Origin of the sequence: Legionella rowbothamii, assembly GCF_900639985.1 — a bacterium.
Classification (GTDB): domain Bacteria; phylum Pseudomonadota; class Gammaproteobacteria; order Legionellales; family Legionellaceae; genus Legionella; species Legionella rowbothamii.
The window spans coordinates 1-15,479 of the sequence record NZ_CAAAIM010000018.1 but is presented as its reverse complement, the minus strand read 5'-3'; the positions used below and the strand labels follow the sequence as shown (position 1 = coordinate 15,479).

The following is a 15,479-nucleotide window of genomic DNA, read 5'->3' as shown; positions in this document are numbered from 1 at the left end:
TAGTGTCTTGTAGCTGATTCATATTCTACGTGAGCTGTAGAAATTGTAATTCCACGCTCTCTTTCTTCTGGCGCAGCATCAATTTGGTCGTATGCTTTAGCTGTACCGCCAAATTTTTTCGCCATAATCGTAGTAATAGCTGCAGTTAAAGTTGTCTTACCATGGTCTACGTGACCGATTGTTCCCACATTAACGTGTGGCTTCTTACGTTCAAATTTTTCCTTCGCCATTTCAATAACCTCGTTAACTTTTATTGTTTCTTGATAATTGCTTCAGCAATGTTATTTGGAGCTTCAGCATACTTAGAGAATTCCATAGTATATGTTGCTCTTCCTTGGGTAGCAGAACGTAAATCGGTCGAATAACCAAACATCTCTGCAAGTGGTACTTCAGCTCTAACAATTTTACCCGCTGGAGAGTCTTCCATGCCCTGAACCAAACCACGGCGTCTGTTAAGGTCACCCATAACATCTCCCATGTAATCTTCAGGTGTAACTACTTCAACACTCATTATTGGTTCGAGTAAAACAGGCTTAGCTTTCAATGCACCTTGTTTGAAACCCATAGAGCCAGCAATTTTGAACGCCATTTCACTAGAGTCTACCTCGTGGAATGAACCATCAAACAATGTCACTTTAACATCCACTACTGGATAGCCAGCAATAACACCGTTTTGCATTTGCTCTTGAATTCCTTTATCAACTGCTGGAATGTATTCTTTTGGAATAACACCACCAACAATATCATTGATAAATTCATAACCCTTGCCAGGCTCTTGAGGCTCAATTTTAATCCATACGTGTCCGAACTGACCGCGTCCACCAGACTGGCGTACGAATTTACCCTCTTGCTCAACAGCTTGTTTTATCGTTTCACGATAAGCTACTTGGGGTTTACCAACATTTGCTTCCACATTAAACTCACGCTTCATGCGGTCAACAATAATTTCAAGATGTAACTCACCCATACCTTCAATGATCGTTTGACCTGACTCTTCATCAGTATGAACTCTGAAGGAAGGATCTTCTTGAGCTAATTTACCAAGCGCGACACCCATTTTTTCTTGGTCTGCTTTAGTTCTAGGCTCAACAGCTACTGCAATTACAGGATCAGGGAAATCCATACGCTCCAGAATAACGATATGATCTGGATCACATAAAGTATCACCTGTGGTCACTGTTTTTAAACCTACTGCAGCGGCAATATCACCCGCTCTTACTTCTTTTATCTCTTCACGAGCATTAGCGTGCATTTGTACTATTCGGCCAATACGTTCTCTTTTTTCTTTAACAGAGTTAAACAACGTATCGCCACTTTTTAGCGTACCAGAGTAAGCACGGATAAATGTTAATGTGCCAACAAATGGGTCTGTAGCAATTTTAAATGCTAAAGCCGAAAATGGTGCATCATATTTAGTTGCACGTGTAGTTGGCTCACCATATTCATCAATACCTTGAACATCGGGAACATCTACTGGTGAAGGTAAATATTCAATTACTCCATCCAATACCGCTTGAACACCTTTATTTTTAAAGGCTGAACCACAGAAAACAGGAACAATTTTGTTGCTTACAGTTAAATGGCGTAAAGCTTCTTTAAGTTCAGCTTCAGAAATATCTGTGCCTTCAAGATACTTTTCCATTAACTCTTCGCTTGCATCTGCTGCAGCTTCTACGATTAATGCACGATATTCTTCGCATTGAGCTTGCATATTTGCGGGGATATCAACGTATTTAAAAGTCATACCTTTACTTTCGTCATCCCACTCAATTGCTTTCATTTTAATTAAGTCAATAACCCCTTTGAATTCCTCTTCTGCACCAATTGGCAATTGAAGAACTACGGGGTTAGAACCTAATCTTTGGCGAATTTGGTCAACAACGCGCAAAAAGTTTGCGCCCATTCTATCCATCTTATTAACGAATACGATACGAGGAACACCATACTTATTCGCTTGACGCCATACAGTTTCAGATTGAGGCTCAACTCCAGATACGGAGTCAAATACTACAACAGCACCATCAAGAACACGTAAGGAACGCTCAACTTCAATCATGAAGTCTACGTGTCCTGGAGTATCAATGATGTTAATGCGATGTGGTTGGAATTGTTTATCCATTCCAGGCCAAAAGCATGTAACAGCGGCTGAAGTAATGGTAATGCCGCGCTCCTGCTCCTGAACCATCCAGTCAGTTGTTGCAGCACCGTCATGTACTTCACCAATCTTATGAGACATACCGGTATAATACAGTACACGTTCCGTTGTTGTGGTTTTACCCGCATCAACGTGTGCTGCAATACCTATATTTCTATATAATTGTAATGGAGTAGACACGGATTACCTCTCTCTTAGTTCCATCTAAAATGCGCAAACGCCTGGTTGGCTTTTGCCATCTTATGAGTATCTTCACGCTTCTTAACTGCAGAACCTTTGCTTTCAAAAGCGTCCGACAATTCACCAGCCAATCGTAACATCATACCTTTTTCACCGCGTGTACGAGCTGCTTGAACAATCCAGCGCATTCCTAAAGCGATGCTGCGATCATGTCTTACTTCGACAGGAACTTGGTACGTAGCACCACCAACACGGCGTGAACGAACTTCAACACTTGGACGAACATTGTTTAAAGCATCTTCAAAGTAGCGAAGAACGGGGCTAGAACCAGTAGCAGTTGTTGAGCCTGACTCACCCTCTTCATCTGACTTTTTCAGTTTCTTGATGCGCTCTTCCATAACAGAAAGTGCACCGTAAATAATTTTCTCAGCAGTTGATTTTTTACCACTGACCATTAATACGTTAATGAATTTTGCTAACAGTTCACTATGATGTTTAGGATCTGGCAAAATTTCTCTTTTGGGGACTTCTCTTCTTCTAGGCATTTCGATTTCCTACAATCAGTTATTTTTTATCTTTAGGTTTTTTGGTACCGTACTTAGAACGACCTTGTTTACGATCATTAACACCTGACGTATCTAAACTACCCCTTACTGTGTGATAGCGCACACCCGGTAAGTCTTTAACACGACCACCCCTAATTAGCACTACAGAGTGCTCCTGAAGGTTGTGGCCTTCACCACCAATGTATGATGAAACTTCAAATCCATTAGTTAAACGTACACGAGCAACCTTACGCATTGCTGAGTTAGGTTTTTTAGGTGTAGTAGTATAAACGCGTGTACACACACCGCGTCGCTGTGGACATGACTCTAGTGCAGGTACGTTACTTTTCTTCTTTACGTCCACACGAGGCTTTCTTACTAACTGATTAATAGTAGCCATTTGTACTTCACTCCGATATTCTCTTGTGATTATTTCGAATGCATAAGGAGGCCGGATTCTATATAGATACGACAGATTTGTCAAGTTTTAATCTGCCGTATCTTAGATCCGAACTAGTGTTCTTGATTATCCGCGTTTAATGCTTCGCTTAACGCATGTTCAACATCACTCGCAGTAACAGTGTGCATTACATGCTCACCAGCTGCAGCCTTAGCTCTTTTTGCCTTCCGGCCTTGATGATAAGCATAACCTGTTCCTGCAGGAATCAAGCGACCAACCATCACGTTTTCTTTTAATCCACGTAAATCATCAATTTTACCACTTACAGCAGCTTCCGTCAGAACCCGAGTCGTTTCTTGGAATGATGCAGCTGAAATAAATGATTCAGTAGCCAAAGATGCCTTAGTAATACCCAATAAAATTGGTGTACCACGGGCAGGCTGTTTTCCTTCGGCAATAAGCCTATCGTTTTCTTGCAGCATTGCGCTTTCTTCGATTTGCTCACCGGCTAGGAATTTAGAATCACCAGCAAAAGTAATAACTCGCTTACGTAGCATTTGTCTAACAATTACTTCGATGTGCTTATCATTAATTTTCACACCTTGCAAACGATATACATCTTGTACTTCGTTAACAATATAATTTGCCAATGCGCCCACACCTAATAAACGTAATATGTCATGCGGATTGAGTGCACCTTCAGCGATCATTTCACCGCGTTCTACGTGCTCACCTTCAAACACAGATATATGACGCCATTTTGGTATCAATTCTTCATGACATTGATCTTCGGAAACATTGATTATTAGTCGTCGTTTACCCTTAGTTTCCTTACCAAAGTTAACCAATCCAGATACTTCCGCCATAACTGCAGAATCTTTTGGTTTACGCGCTTCAAACAAGTCAGCTACCCGTGGAAGACCCCCGGTAATGTCGCGTGTTTTAGAGCGTTCTTGAGGAATACGTGCAATCACGTCCCCAATACCTACTAGACCGCCATCCTCAAAGTTAACGATCGCATCTACAGGTAGATAGTATTGCGCTGGAACATTAGTACCCGCTAGGTAAATGTCGTCACCATCAGCAGTTACTAATTTAACCATAGGACGTAAATCACGGCCTGCTGCACTACGTTGTTTCGCATCGATAATAACAATATTACTCAAACCAGTTAACTCATCGGTTTGTCTATTCATCGTCATACCGTCGATTAAGTCAACGAACTTCAAGTAACCACTCACTTCAGAAATAACTGGGTGAGTATGTGGATCCCAAGTTGCAATTACCTGACCTGCATCAACAGGAGAGTTATCTTGAACCGAAATCACCGCACCATAAGGTAGCTTATAACGCTCACGCTCACGTCCGAACTCATCAACAATGGTCACCTCGCCTGAACGCGATACCGCAACCAGGTTTTTGTTCTCGTGAGTTACAGTTTTAATGTTATGTAAGCGAATAACCCCTTTAGTCTTAATTTGAATATTGTTAGCAGCTGTGGCTCTTGACGCAGCCCCCCCGATGTGGAAGGTACGCATGGTCAACTGAGTTCCAGGTTCACCGATTGACTGTGCCGCAATAATACCTACAGCTTCCCCAGTGTTAACCAAGTGCCCTCGAGCTAAATCACGACCATAACATTTAGCACAGAGTCCAAATCGAGTTTGACAAGTGATTGGCGAACGAACCATTACTTGGTCCACGCTTTGCTTCTCTAACTGTTCAACCCAATCTTCATCCAATAAAGTACCTGCTTTAACAACAGGCTCAGTTTGGTTAGGAATATAAACGTCTGCAGCAACAACACGACCTAATACACGCTCATGTAGTGGCTCAACAATATCACCACCCTCAATAAGAGGTTGCATTAGAATACCTGTATCAATGCCACAATCATCTTCTGTAATAACAACGTCTTGGGCAACGTCAACTAAACGACGAGTCAAATAACCTGAGTTCGCTGTTTTCAATGCGGTATCCGCTAAACCTTTACGCGCACCGTGAGTTGAAATGAAGTACTGGAATACGTTCAAACCTTCACGGAAGTTCGCAGTAATAGGAGTCTCAATAATCGAGCCATCTGGAGCTGCCATCAAACCACGCATACCTGCTAGCTGTCTAATCTGTGCAGCAGAACCCCTCGCTCCAGAATCCGCCATCATAAAGATCGGGTTAAATGATTCTTGGCGTGTTTGGTTGCCTTTGGCATCAGTGACTGCTTCGGTAGCAATTTTAGCCATCATTGATTTAGCGACTAATTCGTTAGTGCGTGACCAAATATCGATTACTTTATTATAACGCTCACCATTAGTTACTAAACCAGAACGGAATTGCGATTCAATCTCACGAACTTCGTTATCTGCGTGTTCAATAATGCTCGCCTTATCGTCTGGAATCTCCATATCTTCGATACCGATAGATACTCCAGAGCGAGTCGCGTATTTGAAGCCTGTATACATAAGCTTATCTGCGAACATAACTGTTTCTTTCAAGCCAAAAATACGATAGCAACCGTCAATAACTTTAGAAATAACTTTCTTGGTCATAGTGCGGTTAATTGTGGCAAAAGGCATGCCCTTAGGTAATACTTCGGCAAGGATTGCTCTTCCAACTGTCGTTTCTACCAAATGATACCCTTCTTCATCATTTTCTTTCGCCATACGAATTTTGATTTTCGCATGAATATCAAGATGGTTTGATTCATAGAAGTTCTGAGCTTCTTGGGCACTAACAAATATTTTTCCTTCACCTAAAGCATTAACTTTTTCACGAGTTAAGTAATACAAACCTAATACAACGTCCTGGCTAGGAACAATAATTGGTTCACCGCTTGCTGGGGATAAAATATTATTCGTAGACATCATTAACGAACGGGCCTCTAACTGTGCTTCTAAAGTTAGGGGTACGTGAACCGCCATTTGGTCCCCGTCGAAGTCCGCATTATATGCCGTACAGACTAAAGGATGTAATTGAATCGCCTTACCCTCGATTAGTACAGGTTCAAATGCCTGAATACCTAGTCTATGCAGGGTTGGTGCACGGTTTAATAAGATTGGATGCTCGCGAATGACGTCATCAAGAATATCCCATACTACGGATTCTTCACGCTCGACCATTTTCTTGGCGGCTTTAATCGTTGTAGCTAACCCCCTAAACTCTAACTTACTAAAGATAAAGGGCTTAAACAGCTCAAGCGCCATTTTTTTCGGTAAACCACATTGATGTAATTTTAATGTAGGACCTACCACAATTACAGAACGACCAGAGTAGTCAACACGCTTACCTAGAAGGTTTTGACGGAAACGACCTTGCTTCCCTTTAATCATATCTGCTAACGATTTAAGAGGACGCTTGTTAGTTCCAGTAATTGCTCTGCCACGACGACCATTATCTAATAAGGCATCAACAGATTCTTGTAACATCCGCTTTTCGTTACGTACGATGATATCTGGGGCATTCAAATCCAGTAACCGCTTCAAGCGGTTATTGCGGTTAATTACACGGCGGTAAAGATCGTTAAGATCAGAAGTAGCAAAACGACCACCGTCCAGAGGTACTAAAGGTCTTAAATCTGGTGGAAGAACAGGCAATACATCCATAATCATCCACTCAGGCTTGTTTCCTGACTCATAGAACGCTTCTAATAGTTTTAAACGCTTAGTGATCTTCTTAATCTTAGTCTCAGAGCTAGTAGTTGGTAACTCTTCACGGAGATTTTTAATTTCATCTTCAAGACTAACTTGACGTAATAGATCACGAATTGCCTCCGCACCCATACGCGCATCAAATTCGTCACCATATTGTTCCATAGCATCAAGATAAGCTTCATCATTAAGCAATTGGCCTCGCTCAAGCTCAGTCATGCCAGGCTCAACAACAACAAATGCTTCAAAGTAAAGAACACGCTCGATGTCTCTTAAAGTCATATCCAGTAATAAACCAATTCTGGATGGTAATGATTTTAAGAACCAAATATGAGCAACTGGACTTGCCAGTTCGATATGGCCCATACGCTCACGTCGTACTTTAGCTAAAGCTAGTTCAACACCGCACTTTTCACAAATAACACCACGGTGTTTTAAGCGCTTATATTTACCACATAAACATTCATAATCTTTTACAGGGCCAAACGTTTTAGCACAGAATAAACCATCACGCTCAGGCTTAAAGGTACGGTAATTAATTGTTTCTGGTTTTTTTACTTCACCATAAGACCAAGAGCGAATTAATTCCGGAGAGGCCAACGCAATTTTAATTGCGTCGAACTCTTCACTTTGCCCTTGTTGCTTGAGAATCCCAAGCAAGTCGCTCATCACTGGAGCTTTTCTCATCGGTTCATTCATTGGGTCGTCGTTTAGAGTACTCAAGTCTATGTCTCCAAAAATTGGTTAATCAGTATGTATCGCTGATACGGTTAATCGTGATCTAATTCAATATCAATTCCCAATGCACGAATTTCTTTTAACAATACGTTAAATGATTCAGGCATTCCTGGGTCCATACGATGATCCCCATCGACAATATTCTTATAGATCTTCGTTCTACCACCAACGTCATCTGATTTTACAGTCAACATTTCTTGTAATGTATATGCTGCACCATATGCTTCCAGTGCCCATACTTCCATCTCTCCGAAACGCTGTCCTCCAAACTGTGCTTTACCGCCTAGTGGTTGTTGCGTTACCAAGCTATAGGAACCAGTTGAACGAGCATGCATCTTATCATCGACTAAGTGGTTAAGCTTTAACATATACATATAACCAACTGTAACTGGGTTATCGAATTTATTTCCAGTTCTACCATCAGTCAATGTAGTCTTACCATCAGGAGATAAACCTGCTAGTAATAACATACTCTTGATTTCTTCTTCAGAAGCTCCATCGAATACTGGTGTTGCCATTGGTACCCCAGCTCGTAGATTATCTGCTAATCGGAATAACTCTTCTTCATTCAAACAGTCAAGATTAACTCGTTGCACACCATCATGGTTATATATTTTGGTTAGGAACGACTTAATTTCAGCAGCTGATTGCTTCGTATCTAACAGTTCTGCAATCTTATGGCCTAAGCCTTTAGCAGCTAAACCAAGGTGTGTTTCTAGTACCTGACCAATATTCATACGTGAAGGTACGCCAAGTGGGTTCAGTACGATATCAACAGCAGTTCCATCTTCCATGTGAGGCATGTCTTCAACAGGTACAACAATAGAGATAACCCCTTTGTTACCATGTCGACCTGCCATCTTATCACCAGGTTGAATTCTACGCTTCACAGCTAGATATACTTTAACGATTTTTAATACGCCCGGCGCTAAGTCATCACCTTGAATAATTTTTTTACGGCTATCGTTAAAACGTTTTTCCATCTCTTTAGACAACATTTCAAGTTGTTTTGAAAGTTGTTCCAACTGTTGGCTTACTGCATCGTTATCTAAACGAATATCAAACCATTTTTGCCGTTCAACTTTATCCAAATATTCTTGAGTAACCGTTGAACCTGGTTTCAAGTTAGCTGGACCACCTGTTGCTACTTTATCAAGGATTAAATTAGCGACACGATGATAAATATCTTCTTCGCGGATCCTACGCTCGTCAACTAAGTCTTTACGAACTCGAGCCAGATGTTCTTCTTCAATGCTCTTAGCACGAGCATCTTTATCTAGTCCGTCGCGAGTAAATACTTGTACGTCAATTACAGTACCGTTCATACCAGAAGGAACGCGTAAAGATGAATCTTTAACATCAGAAGCTTTTTCACCAAAGATTGCGCGTAACAGTTTCTCTTCTGGGGTAAGTTGTGTTTCCCCCTTAGGAGTTACTTTACCTACGAGAATATCACCCGCTTTAACTTCAGCACCGATATATACAACACCGGCTTCGTCAAGATTCGATAATGCAGACTCGCCAACGTTTGGAATATCAGAGGTGATTTCTTCTGTACCTAGCTTGGTATCACGTGCAATACACGTTAACTCTTCAATATGGATCGTAGTAAAGCGATCTTCTTGCACAATACGTTCAGAAATAAGAATCGAATCCTCGAAGTTGTATCCATTCCAAGGCATAAATGCTACAAGTAAGTTTTGACCTAATGCCAACTCACCCATATCAGTACAAGGACCATCAGCTAGGATATCACCACGTTGAATAAGATCCCCAGTATTTACAATGGGTCTTTGGTTAATACATGTATCTTGGTTCGAGCGAAAATATTTAGTTAAGTTGTAAATATCCACCCCGGTTTCACCTGCAGTAGTTTCGTCATCATTAACACGAACTACGATACGGGATGCATCAACTAAATCAATTATCCCACCACGTTTTGCAACCACAGAAACTCCAGAGTCTGAAGCAACAATACGCTCCATTCCAGTTCCAACTAAAGGCTTCTCAGAACGCAATGTTGGTACTGCCTGACGTTGCATGTTTGATCCCATTAACGCGCGGTTCGCATCGTCATGCTCTAAGAATGGGATTAACGAAGCAGCTACCGAAACAATCTGCTTGGGAGAAATATCCATATAATTAATTTTATCAGGTGTCGTTAATGAAAACTCATTCTGATGTCGACAAGGAACCAAATCGGCAAGAATATTGCCATCCTCATCTAATGCAACACTTGATTGTGCAATGTATTGATCAACTTCTTCAATTGCAGATAAATATTCAATATCGTCTGTTACACGACCATCAATTACCTTACGGCAAGGTGTTTCAATGAAACCATAATCGTTAGTTCTTGCATAAACAGATAAAGAGTTAATTAATCCAATGTTTGGACCTTCAGGTGTTTCAATTGGACATACGCGACCATAGTGTGTGGTATGTACGTCACGAACCTCAAAACCTGCGCGCTCACGCGTTAAACCACCTGGGCCTAATGCTGATACACGACGTTTATGTGTAACCCCTGATAGTGGGTTTACCTGATCCATGAACTGAGATAATTGACTTGAACCAAAGAACTCTTTGATTGCCGCAGATACTGGTTTCGCGTTAATTAAATCTTGTGGCATTAAGTTTTCAGATTCAACTAAGCTCAAACGTTCTTTTACCGCACGCTCTACACGAACTAAACCAACACGGAATTGGTTTTCTGTCATTTCACCAACACTTCGAACACGACGGTTACCAAGATGGTCAATATCATCGACCATACCAATACCATTTCGAATATCAATAAGCGTCTTAATTACAGCCATGATATCTTCTTTGGTCAATGTACCCGGACCATCATCATTTTTTCTGCCAACACGACGGTTGAACTTCATACGGCCAACAGCAGAAAGATCATAGCGCTCATCAACAAAGAATAAGTTTTTGAATAATGCTTCAGCTGCTTCTTTAGTAGGTGGCTCACCAGGTCGCATCATACGATAGATTTCTACCAAGGCTTCTAATTGGCTTGAAGTTGGGTCAATTTTAACCGTATCAGAAATATAAGAACCATGATCGAGATCATTGGTATAAATCATATCAAATTGATGAATACCATGAGATGCCATTTTATCCAACAACTCATCAGTTACTTCATCATTTGCTTGAGCAACAACCTCACCAGTTAGTGTGTCGATTATGCTTTTAGCTAATGTTTTGCCAACCAAGTAATCTCTAGGTACGACAAGATCTTGCATCTGGCTTTTTTCCATTTGCTTAATATGGCGTGCTGTAATTCTTCTGCCCTGCTCAACAATTAACTCACCCGTTTCAGGAACAAGAATATCAAATGAAGCAATCTCACCTCTTAAACGTTGTGGTATCAATTCAATATGATACTCACCATTTTTGAGATGGCAGCTTGTTATTTCAAAGAATTCGCCAAGAATGTCTTCAGTTTCGTATCCTAACGCTCTTAATAAGATGCTAACAGGGAGTTTACGTCTTCTGTCAATTCGAACATAGACGCAATCTTTAGGATCAAATTCAAAATCTAACCAAGATCCACGGTAAGGAATAATGCGTGCAGAATAAAGTAATTTACCGGATGAGTGAGTTTTACCTTTATCATGCTCAAATATAACACCAGGTGAACGATGTAATTGTGAAACTACGACACGTTCAGTACCATTCACCACGAATGTACCCACGTCAGTCATTAGGGGTATTTCACCCATAAATACATCTTGTTCTCTAATATCTTTAATTGGCTTAGGATCTTCGCTTGCGTCTTTATCAAGAACAACAAGTCTTATCTTAACCCTTAATGGTGCAGAATAGGTTAAACCACGTAATTTGCACTCGCGAACATCGAATGCTGGCTCGCCCAGCTTATAACCAACATATTCAAGTCGTGCATTACCAGAAAAACTTTCGATAGGAAATACAGAAGAAAATGCAGCGTGCAATCCTGTATTAAAGTGTTGACTTAATTTGCTATCGGCCTGAAGAAAATCTCTATAGGATTTAAGTTGAATTTCAAGCAGATTTGGTATCGCCATTTTATCGGCTTGGGTACCAAAGCTCTTGCGAAATCGTTTTTTCTCAGCATGCGAATATTGAGGTTTAGCTTCTGCAACGGCCATGGTGGTTCCTCTGTAAATTATTGATGACTTTCAAACACGTAAACCCAGCCATGAAAACATGGCTGGGTTCAATCTCATAGATACAACTATATTATTTAACTTCTACTGTAGCACCAGCTTCTTCAAGTGATTTCTTGAGGTTAGCAGCTTCATCTTTAGATACAGCTTCTTTAATTGTTGAAGGAGCACCTTCTACTAAGTCTTTAGCTTCTTTCAAGCCTAAACCAGTAATTTCACGAACCGCTTTAATTACGTTAACTTTGTTTGCGCCAAAGCTAGTCATAATTACGTTGAATTCAGTTTGCTCTTCAGCAGCAGCGGCAGCAGCAGCTGGAGCAGCAACTGCAACAGCAGCAGCGGCAGCAGAAACATTGAATTTCTCTTCCATTGCTTCGATTAGTTCAACAACTTCCATAACAGACATGTTTGCTATGGTATTTAAAATTTCGTCTTTAGACACAGCCATTACTAGCTCCTGATTTAAAAAAATTAATTAATGATTAAAGGATTAACCTGCTTTTTTGTCTTTTACCGCTGCTATAGTTCTCACCAACTTAGCGTGAGGCTCAGCAAGAGTTCTAACAAATTTCTCAACTGGCGCTTTCATTACATACATCAACTTAGCAATTGCTTCATCCTTAGTCGGTAAGCTTGCAACTGCATCAATTTGACTTGCTGCGTATATTTTTCCGCCTACTGATAATGCCTTAACTTCAAGTTTATCGAATGTCTTAGCAAACTCTTTAAGCAGACGAGCTGCATCGCTGGGCGCTTCCAGAGATAAAGCAACGAACAACGGGCCAACAAGCATGTCACTCAAGCATTCAAACTCAGTGTCTTTAAACGCTCTGCGAGTTAAAGTATTTCTTACAACTCGAAGATAGACACCTGCTTTACGCGCTTCAGTGCGTAATTGCGTCATTTGATTAACAGTTAAACCACGATAATCAGCAACAACTGCCGAAATAGCTTTAGAAGCGACTTCAGCCACTTCTTCAACTACTGCTTTCTTTGCAGCTAAATTTAATGTCACGTTACTGACCTCCTAATGTAAACAAATCTCAAGGATTTGCCAGTTATGGTGGCCGCCTCTTTTAAATGGAGCCGGTTCACCGTCTGCGCAGGAAATTAAGCCGAGGCACCTGCGGTCTTCGACGGCATGGAACCAAATCTATGCCGTGAATTCTTAAAAATGGGTGGATATATTACACAGGTAAAGATGAAATATCAATACTTAGTCCAGGGCCCATTGTTGTAGATAAAGAAATTTTCTTCAGGTATTGACCTTTAGATGAAGATGGTTTCGCCTTTTTCAAGTCGCTAATTAATGCAACTATGTTTTCCAATACATCTTCTGCTGCGAAATCAGCTTTACCAACTGAACAGTGGATAATACCATTTTTGTCAGTTCTATAACGTACCTGACCTGACTTAGCATCTTTAACTGCTGCTTCTACGTTTGTAGTTACAGTACCAACTTTAGGGTTAGGCATCAAACCTCTTGGACCGAGGACTTGACCTAATTGACCAACGATTCTCATTGCATCTGGAGTTGCAATAACCACATCGAAGTCCATTTTACCCGCTTTAATTTGGTCAGCTAAATCTTCAAAACCAACGATATCAGCACCAGCGTCTTTTGCTTTAGTTGCGTTATCGCCTTGAGCGAATACAGCAACACGAACTACTTTACCAGTACCTTTTGGCAGATTAGTAGATGAGCGAACAACTTGGTCAGATTTACGAGGATCAACCCCTAAGTTAACACTGATATCTAAGCTTTCACGAAATTTTGCTGAAGCAAATTGTTTTAATATAGCAACAGCTTCACTAACAGTATAAAAATGATTTGGCTTAACTACTGTTGCAATATTTTTTTGTTTCTTAGTTACTTTTGCCATGGTGACCCCTTATTCTAAACCTTCAACTTCAATACCCATGCTACGCGCCGTACCTGCAATACTTCTAACTGCGGCTGCTAAATCTGCTGCAGTTAAATCAGGTGCTTTAAGCTTCGCGATTTCTTCAAGTTTACTGACGTGAAGTTTAGCCACTTTCTTAGTGTTAGGTGTACCACTTCCACTTGCAATACCTGCAGCTTTCTTCAATAGAACTGAAGCTGGAGGAGTCTTAGTGATAAAGGTGAAGCTGCGATCACTATAAACAGTGATAACAACAGGAATAGGTAGGCCTTGTTCCAATTGTTGTGTTGCAGCGTTAAATGCTTTACAGAATTCCATAATGTTCACACCACGTTGACCTAATGCAGGTCCTACTGGTGGACTTGGGTTCGCCTTTCCGGCTGGAATTTGCAGCTTAATATATGCTTCTACTTTTTTTGCCATATTTACTCCTTACGGGTCAAACACTAGTTCTAGAGACAAATTAAGTTTGTCTTAGTAAATTTCTAGCTCCCCAGTTTACAAAAAAAGCCTGACCAGCTCCCTACCGTAGATTTACATCTACAGCAGGGAAGCTGGTCTAGGCACTTAACAAACTATGTCTTTTCAACTTGACTGAATTCAAGCTCGACAGGTGTAGAACGTCCAAAAATAAGAACTGCTACTCTTAGTCTGTTTTTCTCATAGTTAACTTCCTCAACAACACCATTGAAGTCAACAAATGGACCTTCTTTGACCCGAATAACTTCACCCGGTTCAAAAAGAATTTTAGGTCTGGGTTTAGTAACCCCGTCTTCAACACGTTGCATAATTGCCCGTGCTTCTTTATCAGTAATTGGTGTAGGCGTTTGGCTGGTTCCGCCAATAAAACCTAAAACACGAGGAATTGCACGAATCATATGCCATGTTTGATCATCCATAACCATGTTAACTAAAACATAGCCAGGGAAGAACTTACGTGTGCTTTTGCGCTTTTGTCCAGAGCGCATTTCGACAACTTCTTCAGAAGGAACAACTACCTCACCAATCTTATCTTGTAAATTGTGGTGTACTGCACGAGACAAAATTTCGCGCATAACAAAATTCTCATAACCTGAATAGGCATGTACAACATACCATTGCTTTGACTTCTGCTCTTCCACCGAATTCACCCTAAATGTGTTATTTTAGCAATTGCCCACATCATTATTGAATCTATTCCCCACAGAATAAATCCAGTTAATGTAACCATAACAATAACAATAGTCGTCGTCTGTATCGTCTCTTGACGTGTAGGCCAAACAACTTTTAATAACTCAATTTTTGACTCTTGAGCAAATTGATAAACTTGTTTGCCTGTGGTTGTTAGGTAAGCAAAAAACATAGAAAGTACGAACCATCCCAGCCATACCATAGACTGAACTGGCCCTGAAAAAGTGTAATAGTAGGTGCAAAAGAACGCGCCAGCAGTTAATAACGCCACAGCTAGCCAAGATAAAATATCTTTTGTCTTATTTGGATTTTCGTTTGAACTTTTCATATTCACTTGTAGTTGGCAGGCCAGGAGGGAATCGAACCCCCAACCTGCGGTTTTGGAGACCGCCACTCTGCCAATTGAGCTACTGGCCTAAATTTACTTGGCATGCGTTAAGATTAACGCATGCCAACATTTCACCTTACTCGATAATTTTCGCAACAACACCGGCACCAACTGTACGGCCACCTTCCCGAATTGCGAAACGCAAACCTTCATCCATCGCAATAGGAGCATGTAGGTTAATTACTAATTGTACGTTAT

13 protein-coding genes and 1 tRNA gene are annotated in these 15,479 nt (G+C 40.8%); all 14 read right to left on the bottom strand.

Translation table 11 applies throughout. The annotated features are described in order from the left end of the window. Window positions 1–230: GTP-binding protein (locus E1P08_RS16555; RefSeq protein ID WP_242602507.1), on the bottom strand; the 230-nt coding region annotated here is incomplete at its 3' end. Window positions 231–250: 20 nt separating this feature from the next. After that, window positions 251–2,335 (bottom strand): elongation factor G, encoded by a 2,085-nt coding sequence (gene fusA / locus E1P08_RS16550; protein ID WP_133138068.1) that lies wholly within the window; start codon window positions 2,333–2,335, stop codon window positions 251–253. Between the two features lie 14 nt (window positions 2,336–2,349). After that, window positions 2,350–2,880, bottom strand: a complete 531-nt coding sequence (gene rpsG, locus E1P08_RS16545) for a 30S ribosomal protein S7 (protein ID WP_133138067.1) — start codon at window positions 2,878–2,880, stop codon at window positions 2,350–2,352. A 19-nt stretch (window positions 2,881–2,899) separates the two neighbouring features. Then, window positions 2,900–3,280, bottom strand: coding sequence for a 30S ribosomal protein S12 (gene rpsL / locus E1P08_RS16540; RefSeq protein ID WP_010654837.1), 381 nt, complete (start codon window positions 3,278–3,280; stop codon window positions 2,900–2,902). 113 nt (window positions 3,281–3,393) lie between these two features. Next, a complete protein-coding gene (gene rpoC / locus E1P08_RS16535; RefSeq protein ID WP_165485225.1) occupies window positions 3,394–7,593 on the bottom strand; it encodes a DNA-directed RNA polymerase subunit beta' in 4,200 nt (1,399 codons plus the stop codon). Window positions 7,594–7,694: 101 nt separating this feature from the next. After that, a complete protein-coding gene (gene rpoB, locus E1P08_RS16530; protein WP_133138065.1) occupies window positions 7,695–11,801 on the bottom strand; it encodes a DNA-directed RNA polymerase subunit beta in 4,107 nt (1,368 codons plus the stop codon). A gap of 91 nt (window positions 11,802–11,892) precedes the next feature. Next, a complete protein-coding gene (rplL, locus tag E1P08_RS16525) occupies window positions 11,893–12,267 on the bottom strand; it encodes a 50S ribosomal protein L7/L12 (RefSeq protein ID WP_133138064.1) in 375 nt (124 codons plus the stop codon). 42 nt (window positions 12,268–12,309) lie between these two features. Next, the gene (gene rplJ, locus E1P08_RS16520) at window positions 12,310–12,834 is read right to left on the bottom strand and encodes a 50S ribosomal protein L10 (protein WP_133138063.1); all 525 of its coding nucleotides are present in this window, start codon (window positions 12,832–12,834) and stop codon (window positions 12,310–12,312) included. Window positions 12,835–13,006: 172 nt separating this feature from the next. Further along, window positions 13,007–13,702: a 50S ribosomal protein L1 gene (rplA, locus tag E1P08_RS16515; protein ID WP_133138062.1), complete on the bottom strand. Its 696-nt coding sequence runs from the start codon at window positions 13,700–13,702 to the stop codon at window positions 13,007–13,009. A 9-nt stretch (window positions 13,703–13,711) separates the two neighbouring features. Continuing rightward, on the bottom strand, window positions 13,712–14,146 hold the full coding sequence (gene rplK / locus E1P08_RS16510) for a 50S ribosomal protein L11 (protein ID WP_133138061.1): 435 nt from the start codon (window positions 14,144–14,146) through the stop codon (window positions 13,712–13,714). Between the two features lie 152 nt (window positions 14,147–14,298). Further along, on the bottom strand, window positions 14,299–14,844 hold the full coding sequence (gene nusG, locus E1P08_RS16505; protein ID WP_165485224.1) for a transcription termination/antitermination protein NusG: 546 nt from the start codon (window positions 14,842–14,844) through the stop codon (window positions 14,299–14,301). A 5-nt stretch (window positions 14,845–14,849) separates the two neighbouring features. After that, on the bottom strand, window positions 14,850–15,221 hold the full coding sequence (gene secE / locus E1P08_RS16500) for a preprotein translocase subunit SecE (RefSeq protein WP_133138059.1): 372 nt from the start codon (window positions 15,219–15,221) through the stop codon (window positions 14,850–14,852). A gap of 13 nt (window positions 15,222–15,234) precedes the next feature. After that, a tRNA-Trp gene (locus tag E1P08_RS16495) sits at window positions 15,235–15,310 on the bottom strand. A gap of 47 nt (window positions 15,311–15,357) precedes the next feature. Continuing rightward, window positions 15,358–15,479: EF-Tu C-terminal domain-related protein (locus tag E1P08_RS16490; RefSeq protein WP_479724436.1), on the bottom strand; the 122-nt coding region annotated here is incomplete at its 5' end.

Coding starts and splice junctions, on each gene's coding strand:
- rpoB (WP_133138065.1), bottom strand. CDS start 11,801: ATGGCCGTTGCAGAAGCTAAACCTCAATATTCGCATGCTGAGAAAAAA.
- rplA (WP_133138062.1), bottom strand. CDS start 13,702: ATGGCAAAAGTAACTAAGAAACAAAAAAATATTGCAACAGTAGTTAAG.
- secE (WP_133138059.1), bottom strand. CDS start 15,221: ATGAAAAGTTCAAACGAAAATCCAAATAAGACAAAAGATATTTTATCT.
- rpsG (WP_133138067.1), bottom strand. CDS start 2,880: ATGCCTAGAAGAAGAGAAGTCCCCAAAAGAGAAATTTTGCCAGATCCT.
- rplK (WP_133138061.1), bottom strand. CDS start 14,146: ATGGCAAAAAAAGTAGAAGCATATATTAAGCTGCAAATTCCAGCCGGA.
- rpoC (WP_165485225.1), bottom strand. CDS start 7,593: ATGAGCGACTTGCTTGGGATTCTCAAGCAACAAGGGCAAAGTGAAGAG.
- rplL (WP_133138064.1), bottom strand. CDS start 12,267: ATGGCTGTGTCTAAAGACGAAATTTTAAATACCATAGCAAACATGTCT.
- rpsL (WP_010654837.1), bottom strand. CDS start 3,280: ATGGCTACTATTAATCAGTTAGTAAGAAAGCCTCGTGTGGACGTAAAG.